The following is a 23,028-nucleotide window of genomic DNA, read 5'->3' as shown; positions in this document are numbered from 1 at the left end:
ATTTATAACGTAATAATTAAATTTAAGAGGAATAGTTATGGAATTTAAGAAACACTTTAAACTTTACAAAAGTGGCAAGCAATGGTGTATTGCGGCAGTAGTAACATTTACCGCAACATTAGGTTTAGTAGCTGGCAATACTACTGTTAATGCGGATACATTAACTACTGGTGGTTCAACTCCTCAAGCCCAAGTAAATCAAGAGAAGGGTATAACTAATACTAGTCAGCCAGCTTCTGATCAAGGAAAAACTAGTAATACTGGGGATGTAAGAAATACTGTCCCTCAGCCAAATAATTCTGGTAAAACGAATCAGTATCAAGCGGATACATTAACTACTGGTGGTTCAACTCCTCAAGCCCAAGTAAATCAAGAGAAGGGTATAACTAATACTAGTCAGCCAGCTTCTGATCAAGGAAAAACTAGTAATACTGGGGATGTAAGAAATACTGTCCCTCAGCCAAATAATTCTGGTAAAACGAATCAGTCTCAAAATGGACAAGATCAAAAAGAAAGCGCTGGCAATGATAATGGATCTACAGGTAACAACGATCAGAATAAAGGCCAGCAAACAACTGATTGGCAAAAAAATGCTAATAACCAGTGGGTATACAATGGTAAAACTGATCAAGATTTGAAGGGAACACAATATGTTCAATTACCTACAATTCCAGATACAAATGTTCAAGGAAATACGAATTGGTATTTTGTAAAGGACGGTATTGCTCAATCTGGTGTTCAACAGTGGGCTGGTACTTATTACTACTTTGATCCAACGACCTACCTCCGTGTAGATAATGACTACCGTCAATCACAATGGGGTGATTGGTACTTATTTGGTAACGATGGTCGAATCTTGAGTGGTGTTCAACAATGGGCAGGAACTTATTACTATTTCGACCCTACTACTTATCTTCGAGTGGATGATGATTATGTTACCTCACAATGGGGCTTAAAGTACATGTTTGGTAAAGATGGTCGGATTGCTACCGGTTTGTATAAGTGGGATAAAAATAATCAATGGTATTACTTTGATCCGACAACGTACTTGGCTGTAACGAATAATTATATTCAGGCTAATGACGGTCACTGGTATCTCTTTACTGCAGATGGTACTGCAGCCAGTCGAGTTGCTAAGTGGGCCGGTACCTACTATTACTTTGATCCGCAGACACATTTACGTGTAGATGATAATTATGTTCAATCGCAATGGGGCGACTGGTACATGTTTGGTAAAGATGGTCGGATTGCCACGGGACTATACAAATGGGATAAGAATAATCAATGGTACTACTTTGATCCAGTAACCTACTTAAAAGTTACTAATAAGTGGGTAGACGGTAATTATTATGATGAAGATGGTGCACAAGCCATCTCTAAGCTAGTCACAATTAATAATCGTCTTTATTATTTTGATGATCAAGGAAAAGAAATTTCAAACCAATTTAGAACTATTCATGGAAATACGTACTATTTTGGCAATGATAGTGCGGCTGTAACAGGGCAACAGACGATTGATGGTAAAGTATACAAATTCAGTAATTATGGGTATTTACTTGGAAATCGTTATGGAAAGATTGAAAACGGTAAGCTGAATATTTATAGCCTTGCTGACAATTCCTTAATTAAGACAGTTGAAGCAGGTCCATGGGAAAATATGGCGTATAGTATGGATTCGAACTCTATTAATAATATTGATGGGTATATTAGTTATACTGGTTGGTATCGTCCATATGGTACAAGCCAGGATGGTAAGACTTGGTATCCAACCACAGTAGCTGATTGGCGTCCAATTCTAATGTACGTTTGGCCTAGCAAAGATGTTCAAGTTAAATTTATTCAGTACTTTGTAAATCATGGTTATGAAAATAGTAATTATGGTTTAACAGCTGGTTCAGTTAAAGATTTGTCTGAAAACACTGCTTCTATTAAATTGAATGAAGTTGCTCAAAACTTACGTTATGTAATTGAACAACATATTGTAGCAGCTAAGAGCACAAGTCAGCTTGCTAATGATATAAATAATTTTATAACTACAATTCCAGAATTATCAAAGGCTTCAGAATTGTCGGTAGTTAATCGTTATGGATATCAACCGGATTACAGTGGAAGCGTTGATGATGATCAAGTAATTTTTGTTAATAATGATTCTAAGAATCAAAAAATCGGAAATACAAGTTATGCTGATAGTAATTACAGATTAATGAATCGAACAATTAATAATCAAAATGGGGATAATAATAGCGATGACAGTCCAGAATTGTTGGTTGGTAATGATATTGACAATTCTAACCCAGTTGTTCAAGCTGAAAATCTTAATTGGGAATATTTCCTTTTGAATTATGGTAAATTCATGAATTATAATCCAAATGGTAATTTTGATGGTTTTAGAATTGATGCTGCTGATAATATCGATGCGGATGTTTTAGACCAAGCAGCTCAATTGATTAATAGTATATACAATACTAAGGGTAATCAGGCTAATGCAAACGATCATTTGATCTACAATGAAGGATATCATTCAGGAGCAGCTAATATGTTAGATCGAAAGAGCAATCCTGAATTGTATATGGATTCAGGTTATTTCTATACTCTTGAAAATGTCTTAGGACGTGCTAGTGATCGTGACGATATTAATAATTTAATTACAAATAGTATTGTTAACCGTCAAAATGATGTTAGTGAAAATGTTGCTACACCAAACTGGTCATTTGTTACTAACCATGATCAACGTAAGAATTTAATTAATCAAATTGTAATTGATGATCATCCTGGGGTTGCCGATATTATGAGTGACGGTTATAAGGCTGAATATGTAAACCAAGCATGGAAAGAATTCTATGCTGACCAAGCAAGGACAGATAAAAAGTATACTCAATATAACTTGCCTGCCCAATATGCTTTACTCTTGACTAACAAGGATACCGTTCCTCAGGTTTACTATGGTGATTTATATGATGAAACCGATCAATATATGCAAAATAAGTCGGTGTACTATGATGCAATCACCACTTTGATGAAAGCTCGTAAGTCGTATGTAAGTGGTGGTCAATCTATGATTAAGATCAACGACCATTTACTTACTAGTGTTAGATATGGTAAAGGAATAATTGATGGTAATGTCTCAATGACAGATATACTTGGTAGAAATTCGGGTATTGCAGTTGTTGTAGGAAATGACGCTCAAATGGCTAACCAAACTATCAGTATTAATATGGGGAAAGCTCACGCTAACCAAGCTTATAAACAATTATTGGGAACAATAGATTCTGGATTAACCTCTAGTGATACTACAATTTACCATACAGATAGCAATGGAGTCTTGAATGTTACAGTAAAAGGATATAGTAATCCATATGTCAGCGGTTATTTAGGGGTTTGGGTGCCTCTAAATGGTGGAGCTAATATTACTACTAAGGCAAGTGAAGTAACTAATCAAAGTGATAAAACTTACAGCTCTAATGCAGCATTAGATTCACACGTGATTTACGAAGACTTTAGTTTATTCCAACCAGAGCCAACGTCAAAGGCAGAACATGCATATAATATTATTGCAGATAATGCCTCACTATTTAATGAATTAGGAATTACTGATTTCTGGATGGCACCTGCATACACGCCATTTAATAGGAGTCGGTATAATGAAGGCTACTCAATGACTGATCGTTATAACTTGGGAACTGAAGCAAATCCAACTAAGTATGGTAGTGGTGAAGAACTTTCAAATGCAATAGCAGCTTTGCATGATGCTGGATTAAAGGTACAAGAAGACTTAGTAATGAACCAAATGATAGGTTTTTCTGGTCAGGAAGCTGTAACAGTTACTCGCACCGACGCACATACTAAACAATTAACTGTAGATGGTAAGACATTTGCTAATCAAATTTACTTTGCCTACACTCGTGGTGGTGGTGAAGGACAAAAGAACTATGGTGGTAAATACTTGGATGAACTTCAAAAAAAATATCCTGAGTTGTTTACTACAAAGGCCGTTTCAACAGGAGTAGCTCCAGATCCATCAGTTCATATTACTGAATGGAGTGCTAAATATCAAAATGGTACTTCTCTACAAAACATTGGAATAGGCTTAGCTGTTAAATTAGCTAATGGCGATTATGCCTACTTAAATGATAGTAATAATAAAGCATTTAACACCGCTTTGCCAGAAACGATGTCTTCCGCTGATTATTATGCTAATATTGAAGACGATTAGATTTAGAAAGAATATAGTAGATTTTGTCAGATTTAAGATAAGAATTGCATATTTATGATTTCTAGATAAATAGGAAACGACTGATACTAACGTTGATGAGTATCAGTCGTTTTTTAGTTTTTGATCGGTGGTAGCTTTTCGTTTGAGGCCGAATTGCTGGCAGCCGGCATCGAGGTGCGCCACATCACCGAGGAGGTCAACGTGCCGATGTATAACACCAACTTACCCCTGCAAGGTGCCGGCGCCCTGCACGGTAACATGGTGGTGTCGATGCGACCAATCCCGGCTAGCCAGGTAGCTAAGGCGGTGGAGGTGACGGCGGCGATGCCTAGGGTCCACGGGGCACCGATCCACGTTGGCGACCCCGCTTCGTTAGGGATCAAAGACCTGTTCCAGCCCGATTACGGTGATCCGGTCACAATCAAAGACGGGGAGCTGCCGGTCTTTTGGCCCTGTGGGGTGACCCCGCAAAACGCGATCATGCAAAGTAAGCTGCCGCTGGTGATTACCCACGCCCCGGGCCACATGTTGATCACCGACGTGTTAAACGCCGACCTGAAGGTTAACGGGTGATCAATCAAAACTTTGATGACCAAGCCTTGACAACCCCCTATAGAAGGGGTACATTATTAGCAATCAGATGTCCTTTAAGCTAGTCCCGTGAGGCTAGAAAGGTAACGGAGAAATTGCCCAGTTTGGGCCACCGTTGAACCCTTCACTTGCGGAATGCGAGTGGAGGGTTTTCTTTTGGGACAGCAGAGAATAAACCATCAAATTGCTCCAGCGAGGGCAAAATGGTTACGCTTTCCGGATTAAAGACGGTAGTGGTAACGATTAACCTCCCTGGAGCAGCGCCAAGTTGCCCCGGGGAGGTTTTTTCTTTGGGGTACAGAAAAGGAGAATGTCTCATGACCACCCAACTCGTTGAACAACTGGTTTCTTTACCACACTTTGTTTCCGTGGAGGATTTAACGACTGACCAAGTCAACGCCCTGATTGCCCGGGCCGAAGAATTCAAGAACGGCGCGCCGACACCGAAACTTAGCCAGCCGGTTTACGTGACCAACATGTTCTTTGAAAACTCGACGCGCACCCACACCTCCTTTGCGATGGCCGAAAAGAAGCTGGGCTTAACCGAAATCCCCTTCGACGCGTCCCACTCCTCGATTAAAAAGGGCGAAACCCTTTATGACACCTGCTTAACCCTGGATGCCTTAGGCGTTGACCTAACGGTGATCCGGGCGCCCGAAAACGACTACTACCTGCCACTGATCAACCCGGGGGCGGGCCACTACCTAGGCCTGGGGATCGTGAACGGTGGTGACGGCTCTGGTCAACACCCATCCCAATGCATGCTAGACATCATGACCATCCACGAACACTTTGGCCACTTTAAGGGCCTCAAGGTGGCGATCGTCGGCGACATCACCAACTCCCGGGTGGCCCGCTCCAACATGGAAATCTTAAACAAGCTCGGCGCCGAAGTGTACTTCTCCGGCCCGGAATATTGGTACGACCACGCCTTTGACAAGTACGGCAAGTTCTTACCGATCGACGAACTGGTCGAAGAAGTCGACGTCATGATGCTCTTACGGGTCCAACACGAACGCCACGCCGGCGATGCTTACGAAGGGGACTTCTCGGCGGCGGACTACCACAAGCAATACGGGATCAACGAGGAACGCTACGCCCTGCTCAAGCCGGACACGATCATCATGCACCCGGGCCCGATTAACCGGGGCGTTGAACTAGCCGACTCCTTAGTCGAAGCCCCAAAGTCGGCCTTCGTCGCCCAAATGAAAAACGGGGTCTTCATGCGGATGGCGATGTTAGAAGCCGTACTGCGCGGTCGCAAACTGGGGGGCTTGGAATAATGAAAACCCTAATTAAAAACGGGACCGTCTACAACGATGGCCGCCTGGTTAAAGAAGACGTCCTGGTGGAAGACGGGATCATCCGGGCAATTGGCAAGGACCTCCACGAGTACCTAGACGATGATTACGACGAACTCGACGCCGGCAACCTCCTGGTCAGCCCCGGTTTAGTCGACGTGCACGTCCACTACCGCGAGCCGGGCCAAACTGAAAAGGAAACGATCAAGACCGGATCGGCCGCCGCGGCTCACGGCGGCTTCACCACGGTTGGGGCGATGCCAAACGTCGACCCGGTACCGGACACCCCGGCCAAGGTGGCCCAGATAGTCGCTAAAAATAAGCAGGACGGCCTGGTTCACATCGCCCAGTACTCGGCGATCACGACCGACCGGACTAGCGATGAGGTGGTTGACATGGCCGGCGTCAAGCAGGCCGGGGCCTTCGCCGTTTCCAACGACGGTAACGGGGTCCAAGCGGCGGGGACGATGTACCGGGCCATGCAGGCCGCTAAGGCGGTGGGCCTACCGTTAGCCGCCCACGTGGAGGACGAATCGCTGCTCTTTGGCGGCGTGATGACGGAAGGGGACCGGTCCCGCTACCTGGGACTACCCGGCGCCCCGGAAGTAGTCGAATCCGCCCAAGTCGCTCGCGACCTCGCCCTGGCCAAGGCCACTGGGGTCCACTACCACGTCTGTCACGTCTCCACCAAGGACAGCCTGGCGATGATCCACTTCGCCAAGCAAAACTGCGTCCGGGTGACTTGCGAGGCGACCCCACACCACCTGCTCTTGTCCGACCAGTGCATTGACGGTCACGATAGCAACTACAAGATGAACCCACCACTACGCCACGAAGCAGACCGGCGCGCCCTGGTGGCGGCTTTAAACGATGGCACGGTTGACATGATCGCTACCGACCACGCCCCGCACACCGAAGAAGATAAGGGTCGTGACTTTTGCTGCGCGGCCAACGGGATCACCGGCAGTGAAACGGCCTTCGCCCTGTTGTACACCAAGTTAGTCAAGACCGGGCTCTTGAAGCTAGAGCGGCTCTTGGACCTGATGGCCACCAACCCCGCCGAAGCCTTTAACCTGACCGAAGCCGGTCACTTAGAGGTCGGTAAGCCCGCCGACATCGCCGTCTTTGACCTCAACCACCCCTACGTTATCGACCAGCGTGACTACCTGTCCAAGGGAATCAATTCACCCTTTACCGGGATGACCGTCTACGGGCAAACCGTGATGACGATGGTTGACGGCCAAGTGGTTTACCAACGAAAGGAGAACTAACGTGCAACGCTACCTCGTCTTAGAAGACGGCACAACTTACCGTGGCACCGCCTTTGGGGCCGACCAAGCCAAGACCGGTGAAGTGGTCTTTACCACCGGCATGACCGGCTACCAAGAGGCGATCACCGACCAGTCCTTTGCCAACCAGATTCTGGTCTTCACCAACCCCCTGATCGGGAATTACGGCGTCAACCTCGATGATGACGAATCCCTGCTTCCCGAGATCAAAGGGGTTGTTTGCCGCAAACTGGCCCGCGTCGCCACTAACTGGCGGATGCAAGACGACTTGGCCAACTTCTTGACCCAGCGGGGGATTCCGGGGCTGGAGGGGATCGACACCCGGGCCCTGGTTAAAAAGCTGCGCCAACACGGAACCCTGCGGGGGCGGCTGGTCGATGACTTAACCGACCTGGACCAAGTAGTGGCCGCATTAAAGCAAGCCACCCCGATGAAAAACATCATCCCGCTCGTTTCCACCAAGAGCCCCTATCCCAACCCGGGCACCAAGCGCAACATCGTGGTGGTCGACTTTGGGATCAAGCACTCCATCTTACGGGAACTGGCTAAGCGCGACTGTAACGTGATCGTCTTACCCCACACCGCGACGGCCACCCAGGTCCTAAATTTGCACGCCGACGGGGTCCTCTTGTCCAACGGCCCCGGCGACCCACTGGAAATGACGGCGGCCGCGGAAATGGTTAAAGAAGTTGAACAACACCTGCCCGTCTTTGGTATTTGCATGGGTCACCAGATCTTGGCCCTAGCTAACGGCGCCAAGACGGTCAAGATGAAGTTTGGCCACCGCGGTTTCAACCACCCGGTCAAAAACGTGGCGACCGGCGAGGTTAACTTCACCTCGCAAAACCACGGGTACGCCGTCGACGCCACCTCCATCGACCCCGACCGGTTACTGATCACCCACGTCGAAATTAACGACGGCACCGTCGAGGGGCTTCGCCACAAGCACTACCCGGCCTTTTCGGTCCAATTCCACCCGGATGCGGCCCCGGGACCGCACGATGCGGAGCAGCTCTTTGATGACTTCATTAACCTGGTCGACCAACGCAAGAAAGGACGAAACTAATGCCGAAGCGCACTGATATTCACAAGATCATGGTGATTGGCTCGGGCCCGATCATCATCGGCCAAGCCGCTGAATTTGACTATTCCGGTACCCAGGCCTGCCTAGCCCTAAAGGAGGAGGGTTACGAAACCGTTTTGGTCAACTCCAACCCGGCCACGATCATGACCGACAAGGAGATTGCCGACCACGTCTACATCGAACCGCTGACGGTGGCGGCCTTGACCCGGATTTTGCGCCAGGAGGCCCCCGACGCCCTCTTACCCACTTTAGGGGGGCAAATTGGGTTGAACCTAGCCGTCGCCCTTTCAAAGACCGGGATCCTAGACGAACTGGGAATTGAACTACTGGGGACCAAACTGGCCTCGATTGACCAGGCCGAGGACCGCGAAAAGTTCAAGGAATTGATGCAAGAACTGGGTGAGCCGGTCCCGGCCTCCTTGACCGTCAGCACGGTTGAACAGGCCCTGGCCTTTGCTAAAACCGTTGGCTACCCGGTGATCGTCCGCCCCGCCTTTACGATGGGCGGGACCGGGGGTGGGTTAGCCAACAACGAGGCCGAACTTACCGAAATCGCCAAGAATGGCCTTGAACTATCGCCGGCCACCCAGTGCTTGATCGAAAAGTCGATCGCCGGCTACAAGGAAATCGAGTTTGAGGTCATGCGCGACGCCGCCGATAACACGATGGTCGTTTGTTGCATGGAAAACTTCGATCCGGTCGGCATCCACACCGGCGACTCGATCGTCTTTGCGCCCAGCCAAACCCTGGCCGACCGCGAGTACCAACGCTTACGGGACTGCGCGTTAAAACTGATTTCAGCCTTAAAGATCGAGGGGGGCTGTAACGTCCAACTGGCCCTCGATCCCAACTCTTACGATTACAACGTGATTGAAGTCAACCCGCGGGTCAGCCGTTCCTCGGCCCTGGCTTCTAAGGCCACCGGCTACCCGATCGCCAAGCTAGCCGCCAAGATTGCGGTGGGCTTAACCCTCGACGAAATCAAGAACCCGGTCACCAAGACGACCTACGCCGAGTTTGAACCAGCCCTTGATTACGTGGTCGTTAAGATCCCCCGCTGGCCCTTTGACAAGTTTACCAAGGCCGACCGGCGCCTAGGTAGCCAGATGAAGGCGACCGGGGAAGTGATGGCGATTGGCCGGACCGCCGAAGAAGCGCTCTTAAAGGCGGTCGCGTCCTTAGAAATCGACCAAAAGGACCTCTTGTCAAAAGAAGCCGCCGCCGCTAGTGATCGCCAACTAGAAGACAAACTTGTCCACGCCCAAGATGACCGCCTCTTTTACATCGCCGAGGCCTTTCGGCGCGGTTATTCCCTGGCTGACCTCCACGAACTGACCCGGATTAACCACTACTTCTTAGACATCGTGGCCGGGTTGGTTGAAGAAGAGGGGCGGATCAAGGCCGCTGGTTTGGACAAGGAGGTAATTTACGAAGCCAAGCGCGACGGCTTTGCCGACACGACCTTGGCGACCCTACTCGGCCAAAACCCGGCAGCCATCCGTGCCTTCCGCAAGGCTAACGGGATCGTGCCGGTCTACAAAATGGTCGACACCTGCGCGGCCGAATTCGACTCGGCAACGCCCTACTTTTACTCGACCTACGAAACGGAAAACGAAAGCCGCCGCAGCGCTAAGCCGTCCGTCTTGGTGATCGGTTCGGGTCCAATCCGGATTGGGCAGGGGGTCGAGTTTGACTACGCGACCGTCCACTGCGTCCGGGCCCTGCAAAAGTTGGGTTACGAAGCGATCGTCATCAATTCCAACCCCGAAACGGTCTCGACTGACTTTTCGGTCTCCGATAAGCTCTACTTTGAACCGCTGACCCTAGAAAACGTCTTAAACGTTACCGACTTAGAGCAACCAGTTGGCGCCATCGTTCAGTTCGGTGGCCAAACCGCCATCAACTTAGCGGCCGGGTTGGAGGCAAACGGGGTCAAGATCTTGGGGACGACCGTGGCCGACCTGGACGCCGCCGAGGACCGCGAGCTCTTTGACCAGGTGATCAAGGACCTGAACTTGCGCCAACCAATCGGGATGACCGCTACCACCCGCCAGGGGGTGCTAGACGCCGCTAAGGAGATCGGCTACCCGGTCCTGGTGCGGCCTAGTTACGTCCTGGGGGGTAAGGCGATGGAGATCGTTTACGGCCAAGCCGAACTGGAGGACTACTTAAACCAAAACGCCGACGTCACCGGTAGCCACCCAATCCTGGTGGACGCCTACTTGGAAGGGGCGGAGTGTGAAGTTGACGCTATTTGTGACGGGGAACGGGTCCTCTTACCAGGGATCATGGAACACATCGAACACGCCGGGGTTCACTCCGGGGATTCGATGGCCGTTTACCCGCCGCAATCACTTTCGGGCGCGGTAAAGGTTCAAATCGAAGAGGCGACCAAGAAGCTGGCCGTCGCCCTCAAGTGCGTGGGGATCATGAACATCCAATTCATCATCCACGACGGCCAGGCCTACGTCTTGGAGGTTAACCCACGGGCCAGCCGGACGGTGCCGTTCTTGTCCAAGGTGACCGGAATCGAAATGGCCCAGCTAGCCACCAAGGTGATCCTTGGCCACAGCCTGGCTGAACAAGGCTACCGAAGCGGCTTGGCGCCGGAAAGCCAGATGATTCACGTTAAGGCGCCGGTCTTTTCCTTCTCGAAGCTGGGGGACGTTGACTCCTACCTCGGCCCGGAAATGAAGTCGACCGGGGAGGTAATGGGTTCGGACACCACCTACGAAAAGGCACTCTACAAGGCCTTTGCCGGGGCCGGCATGGAGGTGCCAGATAACGGCGCCGTGCTGTTAACGATCGAAGACAACGATAAGGCCCAAATCCTGCCGCTGGCCAAGCGCTTCTTGGCAATTGGCTACCGGATCCTGGCCACCAGCGGGACGGCCGCTTTCTTAGAAGAGAACGGCTTGCACCCAACTGTGGTCGCTAAGCTCCACGAACAGGGGCAACCCGCTATTTTAGACGTGATTAAAGACAAGCACGTCGACCTGGTGATCAACACGATGGGCCACGACGACGAAAAGAACTCCGATGGCTTCATCATCCGCCAAACGGCGATTGAACACCACGTGCCGCTCTTAACCGCCCTAGACACCGTGAACGCCCTGTTGCGCTCGCTTGAAATGACGTCCTTTAAAACCACTGAACTATAAGGAGACCCAACCATGACCAACCGACTTGCCGTATCCTTACCCGGCCTGAACATGACCAACCCGTTGATGCCCGCTTCCGGAACCTTTGGCTTTGGGGACGCCTGGGGTGCCGACCAGGTTAACTTTAACGACCTGGGTGCTTTGGTAATTAAAACTACCACCCCCGAGGCGCGGACGGGGAACCCGCAACCCCAGATTGCCAAGCTGAACGACGGGGTAATGAACGCCGTTGGCTTGACCAACCCCGGCGTTGACGCCGTGATCAAAGAAAAGCTACCCAACTTAGCTAAGCAGTACCCGGACCTGCCGGTGGTCGGCTCAATCGGCGGCAGTACCGAAACCGACTACGTGTTAGTGGCCGAAAAGTTAGCCAAGTCGGGGTTAGTTAGCGCCCTGGAACTTAACGTGTCTTGCCCCAACGTCGCCCACGGGGGGATGGCCTTTGGCACCGACGCCAAGGTCTTGGAATCGTTGACCAACCAGGTTAAACGGGTGGTCGGCGACGTCCCGCTGTACGTTAAGCTGACCCCCAACGTGACCGATATTACCGAGGTCGCCAGGGGGGCCGAAGCGGGGGGCGCCGATGGCCTGTCCTTGATTAACACCGTCTTGGGCTTACACATCGACATCCGCACCGGCCAGCCGGTCTTGGGTAACGGAATGGGTGGCTACTCCGGGACGGAGGTTAAGCCGCTAGCGGTCCGGATGGTCTACCAAGTGGCCCGCGCTACCAAGTTGCCAATCATCGGGATGGGCGGGATCGAAACCGCCGCCGACGTGCTTGAGTTTATGATGGCCGGGGCCAGTGCCGTCGCCGTTGGGGCCGCCCACTTCAAAGACATCGCCGCTTGCCCCCACATTGCCGCTCAACTTCCGGCCTTAATGGACGAGCTGGGGATTAAGACCTTGGCGGAGTTAAAGAGAATTTAACAGTACACAAATGGGCTGGGAGAGCACGTGCTCTCCCAGCCCATTTCTTTTTATTCTAAAGGTAACATGGTTAGGTAACATGGTTGCAACTCCGGTCCGCTGGGTAGGTTGGGTCGCACTCACAGATAACGTGCTCCCCAACCATGGGCCTAGTATCTAAGTACGGGCGAAGAACGGTGCTGGCGTACCAACCGTTCGCCCTAGCTTAGCTATACGGCCCGTTTCGAAGGTTGGGTCGCACTCACTACAATTGAAAGTACTTCTCCAAGTAATCAGCGACCCCATCGTGCTCGTTGTCTAGGGTCGTCACGTCCTTAGCGACGGCCTTGAGCTCGGGGATGGCATTTTTCATTGCAACCCCGTGGCCGGCGAAGTCGATCATTTCGAGGTCGTTTTGCTCATCGCCAAAGGCCACGATGTGTTGGCGGTCGATTTGGAAGTGGTGGGCTAAATAAGACAGGGCGGTTTCCTTGTGGGTGCCGCGGTGGATCAGCTCCATGATCGAATAGCCCCCGCCCCAGACCCGGGGTTCGACAAAGTCACCGTAGCGCTCGTTGACCCGGTTGATGATTGCGTCTTTTTTGGCGGGGTCAAACTGAATCGTCAGGGCGATCGGGTTGTCAGTTAAATTGCGCTCGTTAAGGATCTGGTCGTCGCTGAGTTGGGCCGGCAAAAATTCCGGCAGTTCGTTTGACGGGTGGTCCGCCCAGACGTGGTGCTTGTCCTCGGCGATTAGGGTTTGAACTCCTAGTTCTCGGCGGCTTTCTAGCATGTCTAGGGTTAGTTCGCGGGTCACCTTAATGGCGTACTCGTGTTTCCAATTTTGGTAGGGCAGGTGGGCCAGGGCGCCGTTAAAATTGATGATCGGCGACTTGAGGCCGATCTGGTCGTAAAGGTGCGCCGAGATCAACCAGGGCCGCCCGGTCACGATCACCACCAGGTGGCCATCGTTAGCTAGCCGGCGCAGGGTGCTGACGGTGTGGTCGGTCAGCTTAGATTGGTTATTTAAGGTGGTGCCGTCCATGTCTAGGGCGATCAAGTGTTGGTCCATGCTTATCCCTCGCTTTTTAAAGTCAATAGCTTGATTATACCGACCAAGGAGCGCCTTGACAAATCTTGCGCGCCCCTAGTTAGACGGGTAAAATGAAACGGATGTCAAAAGAAAACGAGGAAACCATCGTGCAATTACCAACTGCCTTTATTGAAAAGTACCAACGCCTGTTAAAAGAGGAGGCCCCGGCCTTTTTGGCTGCCCTGACTTCCGGGACCGTCCAAAGTGGCTTTCGGGCCAACCCCTTAAAACCGGGTCAGCCAACCGCAACGATTGAAGCGGCGGCAGGCCAAAGCCCCTACGTTACCAACGGGTACCTGGGCAAAGTGGACGGCCACAGCCTCGATCACGTCACTGGTTGGGTCTACAGTCAGGAACCCTCGGCGATGCTAGTCGGCGAGTTTGCCGATCCGCAACCCGGCGAACGGGTCTTGGACCTGTGCGCCGCCCCGGGGGGCAAGTCAACCCACCTGATCGCTAAGATGAACGACGAGGGCCTCTTGGTCGCCAACGAAATCTTTAAGAACCGGGCCCAGGTCCTGGCCGAAAACCTGGAGCGGTGGGGGGCTAAGCACGTGGTGGTGGCCAACGAAAGCCCCGACCAACTGGAAAAGCAGTTCCCGGCCTTTTTTGACCGGATCCTGGTCGACGCCCCGTGCTCGGGGGAGGGGATGTTTAGAAAGGAGCCGGCCGGCATTGAGTATTGGAACGAGGACTACCCGGCCGAGTGTGCCAACCGTCAGCGCCACATTTTAACCTCGGCGCTGAAAATGCTCAAGCCGGGTGGGACCCTGGTTTATTCGACTTGTACCTTTGCCCCCGAAGAAGATGAGCAAATGGCAGCTTGGCTTCTAAACAACTACGACCTAACGATGGTCGAATTAGAAAAGGCGCCGGGCATGGACGCCGGCCGGCCGGAGTGGGCGGACGGTAACCCCGAATTAACTAAGGCGCTGCGCCTCTTTCCCCACCACTTCAAGGGCGAGGGCCACTTCATTGCTAAGTTCGTTAAGAACGGTGAAGAACCCGTCCTCCCCACCAAGAAAAACAAGAAGAAAAAAGGCCGTGGTCAACGGAGTAAGTTTGCCCCCACTAAGGAACAACAAGCCCTGTGGCAAGACTTCCAAACAAAGGTGTTGCCTAATTACGAAGCGGGCCAGTTGGTCGTCTTTGGTGACTACCTCTATGACCTGCCGGTGGGGATGCCAGCGATTGATCAGATGAGCCTCATTCGGCCGGGCCTGCAGCTGGGGGTCTTCAAGAAGAACCGCTTCGAACCGGCCCTGGCGCTGGCGTTAGCCACCAAGCCGGCCACTTGCACCCAGGTTGTGGAAGTGGACGAACCGGCCTGGCGAACCTACGTCCACGGCGATACCCTCACTATTCAGGACGCCCCAAAGAACGGCTGGTACCTGGTTGAGTGCGACCAACACGCCGCAGGCTGGGGCAAGTTGGTCAACGGGACCCTGAAGAACTTCTTCCCCAAGGGCTTGCGGTTTTAATTAATATTAGCCGGGAATCCCGTGACTTTAGTCATGGGATGGATAGGCCACTATTGAGCCCCTTTATGGGGCTTTTTGTTTGTTTCTGTATATTTTTGGTTATTGATATATTTCTCGACAACTTCTTTGCTCATATTGCCCAATGTACTCATATAGTAACTCGGCGACCAAAGATGACCGCCCCAATATTGGCTACATCGTATTTCTGGATGATTCTGTAAAAAAATATAGGCACTACGTCCTTTGAGCGCCTTAATGGCACTAGCCGGAGCTTTGCTTGGCGGAAAACTGATCAGCATATGAATGTGATCCGGCATGACTTCCATCTTTTCGATTACGATGTCATTGTCATCTGCAACTTGCTGCAAGATAGCTTTCATTTCGTTAGATAAGACCTCGGTTGTAAAAGTCTGATTGCGATACTTAGTTACCCAGATCAAATGATAATGGAAATTATAGATATAACGACGAGTATAAATGGCATCTTTGATTTTTTCTTTAGTCATAATATGCTCTCCTTTGTTAATACATTGACATCATGATATAATGTTATCATGTCAATAAAGGAGGTGAAATCAAATGAAGTCAATGGCAAAAATGGAATATCATTATGGCCTAAAAATGCGCTGCTATCCTAGTGACCAACAAAAGCAGTTGATTAAAATCAACAGTGACGCTAGTCGCTTTATCTATAACGAAATGGTTGCGATCAATAAGGAACTGATGCAGCTTCGCAGAGTTAAGCTACCGATTGACATAGTTCAGGATCGTATTAAGCAACTAACTATGCGCCAAAACGCTAAGCAAATGTCTAATCACTATCAATTCTTAGAAGATAAACGAATTGATAGTTTGACGAAAGCTAATGCCATTCAGAACTATCGAAAAGCTTGGAATGCTTTTCGGAAGGTTCACGCCACTGGCGTTCCCAAATTTCATCGAAAGAGTTATCACTGGCGGTATCAAACCAATTGTCAATACCCGGGGCAAAAAACTGCGTTACTAACTAACGGTACAGTCTGTTTTCTAGATAATAGTCATGTCAAAGTACCTAAAATAGGACTGTTACGTGTTGCCGGTTCGCAAGCACGGCTTTTGAAAAGAATATGCGAGACTAGAATTGGTACCGTGACGTTGACTAAAGATTCAGCGGATCGCTTCTTTTTATCAATGCAGTTGGCACTGCCCCCTGTCAAGGTAACACTTTAGAAATCTAAAATTATTAAGTTATGCAATCTCACTTCTGTAGTAATCTACAGCGGTGAGATTCTTTCTTTTACCGGATATTTCAACGGTGTTGAAGTACTTAACGCCTTCTGCCACTAACTTTAAGAGTTGGTCATACGTTTGAGGCGCTGGCTGGTGTGCCAGCCACAGATGTTTGAAGTCACACCACCAGCGCTCAATTACCGCATTATCAGCCGGGGTCCCCGGCGCTGACATACTGTGGACGCATTGGTTTTGGATAAGGTAATTACTGAATTCCCTTGAAGTGTAGGCAGATCCACGATCTGTATGAATTAACGGAGCCAACCTACTGGTCTTCTGTTTAGCCAATTCAAAAGCTTTAATTACGTCCTTGGCGGTTTCGGTTGGAGATATGAAGTAACTAAGCGCATAGTTCCCATACAAATCTATGATTGCGTGCAGTCGTACCTTGTTTCCACGACCGTAAGTAAGTTCCGTAGTATCAGTCACCCAGACCTTATTAGGCTGGTCAGGGGCAAATTGGCGATGTAATACATTGTCTTCAAGGTACTGTTGTTGTTCTTTAACCCGGTTACGACGCGGTTGGCGAATGTCAGCTTTGATCCCGTGCTCACGCATAATCCGCCGGACCCGTTTAATGTTAATCGGGAAGTCGAAGCTAAAAGTGTACTCTTTAATCTTGCTGGTATCGCTATTAAGAATGGCCGTGACCTTCCGGTAACCCGCACAGTTCAAATGGCGTTTCTCGATTTGACGAATCGCCGCCAAAATCTTCGCATTCTCGATTTCTTGCTGGGTCTTGATCTGCCTTTTCTTGAGCCAAATGTAATATGACTTACGCGACGTGTTTGCTACCGCCGCCAACTCGGTCACTGTGTAACCTTCCTTAACTAGTTCCTGAATCGCTTCGTATTTTGCGGATCGTCCACCTCCCGATTGCGTATTTCTCTCAATTTTTTTGCGAAAGCTCGCTCCACTTCTAAGCGCCGAACTTTTGCCTTGAGTTGTCGGTTCTCTTCTTCTAACTGTTCTTCGCGCGTTAAAGCGTCACCTTTGGGACGCGGCTTTTTACCTCGCCGGTCCTTTAAGACTTCCCAGTTACCGGTGGCCTGATATTTTCGAACCCAGTCATACACTCGGTTATACGAAACGTCGAACTCCTTAGCTGTTACTTGGTAATCACTGTCATGATCAAGTGCCCACTGGACAATCTTAATCTTTTCGTCGTAACTGACTTTCCGTCCCATTTTCCTAACCCGCTTTCCTGCGCCTTTCGGTGCTAGTAGTTTGCCACTATTGTACCGAATAACCCAGTCGGTTAGTTGAGAATTACTGCGAATATTGTACTTATGAAGCACTTCCTGGCGTGATAAGCCGTTATCTTGATAGTCGACAACCGCTGCCACTTTTAGGTCAATTGAATACCGGCGGTTGGTCGCGCTCCGCCTAACCCCCAGTACTCCTTCCTGAAGGAATCCTTTAATCCAACGACGTAATGAACCATCGTGGATCCCGTTGTAATCAGCGAAAACCTTGATCGAAAGATCCGAATCCTGATAACAACTTAGAAAATATAGCCGATCTAGTGTCGAATAGCTTGGCAAATAAAAATCCCCCTAGCGATAATAAGTCTTGGGTTTCATACTTGTTACCTTTAAGGGGATTATAGCCGTTAGCTTCAGATGAATCTTTTGTTAAAGTGTCCAAAGCTACTCATGGACATGTTGGAATTGATCTTAATACTGATAACTTCTTAACCGACAGTGAAGGCAACATAGTTCCTAATCCACGATATTACCGCACTATTAAAGGCAAATTAGCCAAAGAACAGCGCATTTTATCTAGACGGCAACAACGTGCAAAAAAAGAACATCGTTCTTTACGAGATAGTAAAAATTATCAAAAACAGCGCTTGTTAGTCGCTAAACTCCATGCCAAGGTAATGAACCAAAGGCATAATTTTCTCCAACAAATTTCTACCGCATTAATCAAGAACCACGATTTAGTAGTAGCCGAGGAGTTGCGTAGCAAGAATTTGCTTAAAAATCATGCTTTGGCACTTAGTATTTCTGACGTTGGCTGGCGAACATTTCTTGGCATGTTGGCTTATAAAGCAAAGCTTTATGGGCGTCAATTTATCACAATCAACCCAAGAAATACTACCCAAACATGTCGCGATTGTGGCTTTGTAATGGGCACTAATGGGACGGACAAACTAACATTAGATGATAGAAACTGGACTTGTCCTAATTGTGGTATTCACCATATTCGTGACTGGAACGCAGCTAAAAACATTCTTGATAAGGGAATAGCTAAACTAGCCTAGCTTATCTGTCCCTATGGCAACCTGGGGACATAAAAGGCGTTGGTAATTAGACGACCGCTGTTTGATTACAATTTCAGTTGGTCAAATAAGTTGTCCCTATCTACGCAAATTGTGGTTCGAAATCCGTGATGATATTCGGCTCACAAGCCACTGACTTTAGTCAGTGGTGGTTGACACGAAACCTACACCGTTGCCGTGGCGGGACCCAGCATCTTTCACACCGAAAAGGTTTGCGTCTACTACCGCCCGGACAAACCGTCGCTGGTGGAGACCAGCCTGATCTTTCCCAAGAACCAAATTGCGGCCTTAATTGGCCCCTCCGGCTCGGGGAAGTCGACCTACTTGCGGTGCTTAAACCGGATGAACGATGAGGTGGCCAAGGTGACCGGCAAGATCATCTATGACGATGTCGATATCAATACCGCCACCACCGACGTTTACCGGGTGCGCCAAAAGATTGGGATGGTCTTTCAACACCCCAACCCCTTTGCCCGCTCGATCAGGGAAAACCTCTTGTTGGCGCCCAAGCAGTACGGGATGAAGGATAAGCAGGAAATGGATGCGACCGTTGAACGGGTCTTAAAAGACGTCGCCCTTTGGGATGAGGTCAAAGACGACCTGGATAAAAGCGCCCTCGCCCTCTCGGGGGGCTAGCAACAACGGCTCTGCATTGCCAGGACCCTCGCGGTCGACCCGGACATCTTACTCTTGGATGAGCCGGCCAGCGCCTTGGACCCGCTGTCGACCGCTAAGCTGGAAGAAACCTTGGCCCGCCTAAAGGAGGGGCGCACGATCATCATCGTCACCCACAACCTGGAACAGGCCTCGCGGATCAGCGACTACTGCGCCTTTTTCCACATGGGCCACATGCTGGAATATAATGAAACCGCCACTATGTTTGCTAAACCCCACCTCCAAGCGACCGAGGACTACCTAACCGGGAGCTTTGGGTAAAAGAGGGTGGCCAATCCACAAAAAAGAAGCTGGGAGAAAACACGGTTTTCTTCCAGCTTCTTGCTGTATATCCGAATGTTAGGTAAAAAGGGGGACAATCACCGTTCGTCCAAGTTTACTTACGGCCTGTCGGGAAGGTTGTTTGCCAAGCTCTCTTTAGCCAAGCGGGTTAATGAGGTGGGCGGTATTCCCCATCCCCCGTCGGTTGACTAAGCCGCGTTGCCGGGTGAACGATTCCAGTTCTGGGCTCAACAGGTAGTCAACTAGGTAGAGGTCATCCCAGTTGCGGACCCCCACCAAGGTCATTAACCGGGGTAGTTCAACTTGCCAGCGGTGCAGTTCCTTGGCTAACCCTTCTTCGCCCTCTTTGATCAGGAGGTGGAGGAAGTAACCAGCCACCCCAACCGCCTTGGCGCCCAGTACCCCGGCCTTGATTACGTCCAGTGGGCAGGTGATGCCACCACTAGCAATCAAGTGGGTGGAAGGCGACTTTTGCTGGGCTTCCAGGAGGCTTTCGGGGGTGGACAGCCCCCAGTTAACCAGGTCACTCAGGTCGAGTTCGTGGTTACGCCGGTCCTCAATCCGGGCGAAGTTGGTTCCCCCGGTGCCGGCCACGTTGATCCACCGCACGCCAATTTGTTCTAATTGAGAGATGGTTTGTTGGCTCATGCCGAAGCCGACTTCCTTGACGATCACCGGGATGTGGAGGCGGCTAACTAAGCCGGCCAATGCTTCCAACCAGTAAAATTCGCGGTCGCCCTCCTTCATGATTAGTTCTTGAGCGGGGTTTAAGTGGATCTCCAAGGCGTCGGCGTCAATGAAGTTAATCACTTGACGGGCCTTTTTAAAATCGGCGCCCGCCCCCAGGTTGGCCATTAAAAAGCCGTCCGGGTTTTCCTCGCGAAGGACGGCAAATGATTCCTTGGCCGCCTCGTCGTTAAACATCACCGACATCGAACCGGTAGCCATCGCCAAGTTAAATTGCTTGGCTAAGCGGGCGAGGGAGGCGTTGACGGCGGTGGTCCGTTGGCTCCCCCCGGTCATGGCCTCAATGTAAAAGGGCCACTCAAAGGGCAGGGCCAAGCCCGCTGGCTTGAGCTTGACTTCTTTAACCGCCATTTCGGGGAGGGCATTCGGTATTAAGCGCACCTGATCAAAGGGGTGAACCTGGTGATTGAGCGCAAAGTCTTTTTCGGCGAGGGAAAGGTGTTCATTTTTACGTTGGGCGTGAGCAGATTCCATTGCAAAAACCTCCTAAAAAAGGCGGGTCATTATCGACGCCCGCCTCGTGGTTGGATTAGCGTTGCTTAACTTGTAGGGTGTAGCGGCGGATGTTGTTGACGAAGTAGACCGACAGCGGTAGGTGTTCGATGCGACTCTTAGCCCAGGAATCGAGGACGGCGGGCAGGTCGGCGTGACCATCGATGGCCACGATCCCACAGTCACCACCCCCAGCCCCGGAGGTCTTAGCGGCGCCGCCAAATTCTTCGGCGATTTGGCACAGCTTCTTTAATAACGGGGTTTCAATTTGGACCCCGGAACGGTGGGCCAATTCCTGCAAGAGGTTACGGTTGTAGCGGATTTCTTCTTTGATCTTATCGAGGTCACCGGTGTGAAAACCGTCGATCATCCGGTGAATGCAGGCCTTGCTACGGTCCAAGAAACGGTGGTACTCGTCTTGTTGCTTGGCCTTAAAGAGTGAAATCTTATCAACCAGGCGTGAGGTGGAGGCTGGTTTGCCGGTCCACCCAATCAGCAGGGCTAGGTTGGCCGGGGCATCGAGTGGTTCGATCTTGAGGTCCGGCCACGGCAGTGAAAGCAGGGCCGGTAAGTCGAGGTAGTGGCGCTGTTCGGACAGCCACTGGCGGTCAAAGGACCGGTAGGCGATCCAACCGCCGTAAACGGAGGCGGCCACGTCACCCAGCGAGCCGTTTCCCTGCACGTCGAAGTGGGCGATCGAAGACAGCTTAAAGATCATTTCCTTGTTGACCGGCAGTTGGTAGTATTCGCACAGGGCCTTAACGGTCGCCACCGTGACCGCCGCCGAAGAGCCCAGGCCGTACTTCTTGCCGCTTTGGGAATCGAGCTGGCTGTCGATGCGGATGTTGTAAATCCCCAGGCGCTGGTTGAGGCTGCGGGCAAATTCTTCGGTCACGTTAATCGCCGACAGGATGTAGGAGAAGGGGTTGTCGCGCTTGTCAACCACCATCTGATCGCCACGGCGGCGCCACTGCAAGGAGTTATCGTGGTACTGGCGGCTAATGATTTGGCCAACCTCATCCTTGGCTTCGGTAATCGTGCAGGTAACAAACTGGTTTAAAGCAACCAAAATTGCGGGGTAGCCATTTTCAACCACCGCATATTCGCCGGCAATGTAGAGCTTGCCGGGAGCTTTTGCAGTAATCAACTTAGTTAGATCCTCTCATTTAAAATTTCATTACCGGTTCTGTGAGGAATTCAATCCCCGGGCCCGGTTTGGCAACCACCAGTCGCTCGGCCCCAAAGAGCGGGGTGAGGGCGTTTAAGAGGTCGTCTTGGTCCTTCGGGTCAAAGATCACCTTGACGTTGGGACCGGCATCCATCGTATAGTAACAGTTTAAGCCTTCCTCACGCAAGCGATCAATGGTTTGCATGGCCAGGATCGTTTGGCCGTCGAAGTAGGTAAAGCCCGGGTCGGCGGCCAAATTGAGGGCGTGCATCCGCAGGGCGTTTTCCTGGGCGATGTGGCCAATCGTTGGTAGGTCACGGTTGGCAATCGCCTCTTTAATCGCCACCATGTCACGCTTAACGACTTCGCGCCAGGCCGGGTAATACGGTGAGGTTTCCACTACCAGTTGCATGCCGCCGCGCGAGGAGACCTTTTTTTGGCTGGTATCAACGAGGATCGCCAACATGGCAATGTCAAAGTCGGGGACTTCTTGCACCGGTTCGGCAAAGGAAGTGGCGTCATCGACCCCGCGGTGCCATTCTACCAGGCCCCCGTAAACGGAACGGGTGGCCGAGCCTGACCCGCGCCGGGCCAAGCGGCTTAGGTCTTTTAAGGAGAGGTCCAGGCCGGCATCCTTAGCGGCGGCCCCGGCCAAGGCGGCAAAGGCCGAGGCCGAAGAAGCCAGCCCGGCCGCCATCGGGACGTTGTTGACCGAGGCAATCTGGGCGTATTCGGTTCGTCCGCTCAGCTGGCGCACCAGGTCCATGAACTTGACGACCTTTTGGGCCTTGTTGGCGCTCACCAACTCACCGTCGAGGTAAAACTGGTCCTCGTTAAGGGCCTGGTTGAAGTTGACGGTGGTGGTGGTGTAAAACTCGTCGAGGGTCAAGGATAGCGAGTCGGTTTGCGGAAGCATCAGGGCGGCGTCGCGCTTGCCCCAGTACTTGACCAGGGCAATGTTGGTGTGGGCGCGGGCGGTGGTGGTCATG

15 protein-coding genes and 3 pseudogenes are annotated in these 23,028 nt (G+C 50.8%); 11 read left to right on the top strand and 7 right to left on the bottom strand.

Annotated elements, in window-relative coordinates:
• The first annotated feature begins 37 nt into the window (after positions 1-37).
• The 7 genes from FG166_RS09700 to FG166_RS06420 all read left to right on the top strand — a co-directional run bounded on the left by FG166_RS09700 (position 38) and on the right by FG166_RS06420 (position 12,569).
• Entirely contained in the window at positions 38-4,213 is a 4,176-nt protein-coding gene (locus tag FG166_RS09700) for a glycoside hydrolase family 70 protein (RefSeq protein ID WP_178958868.1), read from the top strand.
• A gap of 120 nt (positions 4,214-4,333) precedes the next feature.
• Positions 4,334-4,786 carry a D-glutamate cyclase family protein gene (locus FG166_RS06445; RefSeq protein ID WP_003683903.1) on the top strand — a complete coding sequence of 151 codons (453 nt, stop codon included), beginning with the start codon at positions 4,334-4,336 and terminating at the stop codon, positions 4,784-4,786.
• A 335-nt stretch (positions 4,787-5,121) separates the two neighbouring features.
• Entirely contained in the window at positions 5,122-6,087 is a 966-nt protein-coding gene (locus FG166_RS06440; protein WP_003683905.1) for an aspartate carbamoyltransferase catalytic subunit, read from the top strand.
• Positions 6,087-7,376 (top strand): dihydroorotase, encoded by a 1,290-nt coding sequence (locus tag FG166_RS06435; protein WP_003683906.1) that lies wholly within the window; start codon positions 6,087-6,089, stop codon positions 7,374-7,376. Before FG166_RS06440 ends, FG166_RS06435 begins: the two co-directional genes overlap by 1 nt.
• A gap of 1 nt (position 7,377) precedes the next feature.
• Positions 7,378-8,460 (top strand): glutamine-hydrolyzing carbamoyl-phosphate synthase small subunit, encoded by a 1,083-nt coding sequence (carA, locus tag FG166_RS06430; RefSeq protein ID WP_003683908.1) that lies wholly within the window; start codon positions 7,378-7,380, stop codon positions 8,458-8,460.
• Positions 8,460-11,639, top strand: coding sequence for a carbamoyl-phosphate synthase large subunit (carB, locus tag FG166_RS06425; RefSeq protein WP_003683910.1), 3,180 nt, complete (start codon positions 8,460-8,462; stop codon positions 11,637-11,639). The genes carA and carB overlap by 1 nt, the downstream gene beginning before the upstream one ends.
• Before the next feature lie 12 nt (positions 11,640-11,651).
• Entirely contained in the window at positions 11,652-12,569 is a 918-nt protein-coding gene (locus tag FG166_RS06420; RefSeq protein WP_003683911.1) for a dihydroorotate dehydrogenase, read from the top strand.
• A gap of 244 nt (positions 12,570-12,813) precedes the next feature.
• On the opposite strand, the gene FG166_RS06415 is transcribed toward FG166_RS06420, so the two are convergent.
• Positions 12,814-13,620 carry a Cof-type HAD-IIB family hydrolase gene (locus FG166_RS06415; RefSeq protein ID WP_003683913.1) on the bottom strand — a complete coding sequence of 269 codons (807 nt, stop codon included), beginning with the start codon at positions 13,618-13,620 and terminating at the stop codon, positions 12,814-12,816.
• Positions 13,621-13,748: 128 nt separating this feature from the next.
• Here FG166_RS06415 and FG166_RS06410 point away from each other — a divergent pair, with 128 nt between their 5' ends.
• Positions 13,749-15,122: an RsmF rRNA methyltransferase first C-terminal domain-containing protein gene (locus FG166_RS06410; protein WP_035431171.1), complete on the top strand. Its 1,374-nt coding sequence runs from the start codon at positions 13,749-13,751 to the stop codon at positions 15,120-15,122.
• A 50-nt stretch (positions 15,123-15,172) separates the two neighbouring features.
• On the opposite strand, the gene tnpA is transcribed toward FG166_RS06410, so the two are convergent.
• On the bottom strand, positions 15,173-15,628 hold the full coding sequence (tnpA, locus tag FG166_RS06405; protein WP_137876780.1) for an IS200/IS605 family transposase: 456 nt from the start codon (positions 15,626-15,628) through the stop codon (positions 15,173-15,175).
• Between the two features lie 73 nt (positions 15,629-15,701).
• Here tnpA and FG166_RS06400 point away from each other — a divergent pair.
• A pseudogene (locus FG166_RS06400) lies at positions 15,702-16,304 on the top strand (helix-turn-helix domain-containing protein); the annotation flags it as partial.
• Positions 16,305-16,349: 45 nt separating this feature from the next.
• Here the strand turns inward: FG166_RS06400 and FG166_RS06395 are convergent.
• Both FG166_RS06395 and FG166_RS09720 read right to left on the bottom strand, forming a co-directional pair.
• Positions 16,350-17,234 carry an IS3 family transposase gene (locus FG166_RS06395; protein ID WP_107760586.1) on the bottom strand — a complete coding sequence of 295 codons (885 nt, stop codon included), beginning with the start codon at positions 17,232-17,234 and terminating at the stop codon, positions 16,350-16,352.
• On the bottom strand, positions 17,222-17,578 hold the full coding sequence (locus FG166_RS09720) for a helix-turn-helix domain-containing protein (RefSeq protein WP_021353571.1): 357 nt from the start codon (positions 17,576-17,578) through the stop codon (positions 17,222-17,224). Before FG166_RS09720 ends, FG166_RS06395 begins: the two co-directional genes overlap by 13 nt.
• 425 nt (positions 17,579-18,003) lie before the next feature.
• On the opposite strand from FG166_RS09720, the pseudogene FG166_RS06385 reads away from it, so the two are divergent.
• Positions 18,004-18,657, top strand: a pseudogene (locus FG166_RS06385) (RNA-guided endonuclease TnpB family protein); the annotation flags it as partial.
• 195 nt (positions 18,658-18,852) lie between these two features.
• Positions 18,853-19,611: pseudogene (locus FG166_RS06380) on the top strand (phosphate ABC transporter ATP-binding protein).
• 156 nt (positions 19,612-19,767) lie between these two features.
• Here the strand turns inward: FG166_RS06380 and fni are convergent.
• Genes fni through mvaD form a run of 3 tightly spaced genes read right to left on the bottom strand, consistent with a single transcriptional unit; the run spans position 19,768 to position 23,027 of the window.
• A complete protein-coding gene (fni, locus tag FG166_RS06375; RefSeq protein ID WP_003683262.1) occupies positions 19,768-20,853 on the bottom strand; it encodes a type 2 isopentenyl-diphosphate Delta-isomerase in 1,086 nt (361 codons plus the stop codon).
• A gap of 55 nt (positions 20,854-20,908) precedes the next feature.
• Complete coding sequence (locus FG166_RS06370; RefSeq protein ID WP_003683263.1) at positions 20,909-22,018, bottom strand: phosphomevalonate kinase; 1,110 nt, start codon at positions 22,016-22,018, stop codon at positions 20,909-20,911.
• A 19-nt stretch (positions 22,019-22,037) separates the two neighbouring features.
• The gene (mvaD, locus tag FG166_RS06365) at positions 22,038-23,027 is read right to left on the bottom strand and encodes a diphosphomevalonate decarboxylase (protein ID WP_003683264.1); all 990 of its coding nucleotides are present in this window, start codon (positions 23,025-23,027) and stop codon (positions 22,038-22,040) included.
• Position 23,028 lies beyond the last annotated feature (1 nt).

Origin of the sequence: Limosilactobacillus fermentum (assembly GCF_013394085.1) — a bacterium.
GTDB classification, from domain to species: domain Bacteria; phylum Bacillota; class Bacilli; order Lactobacillales; family Lactobacillaceae; genus Limosilactobacillus; species Limosilactobacillus fermentum.
Note: the sequence above shows the minus strand (reverse complement) of the source record. Positions and strands in the feature narration are given on the sequence as shown.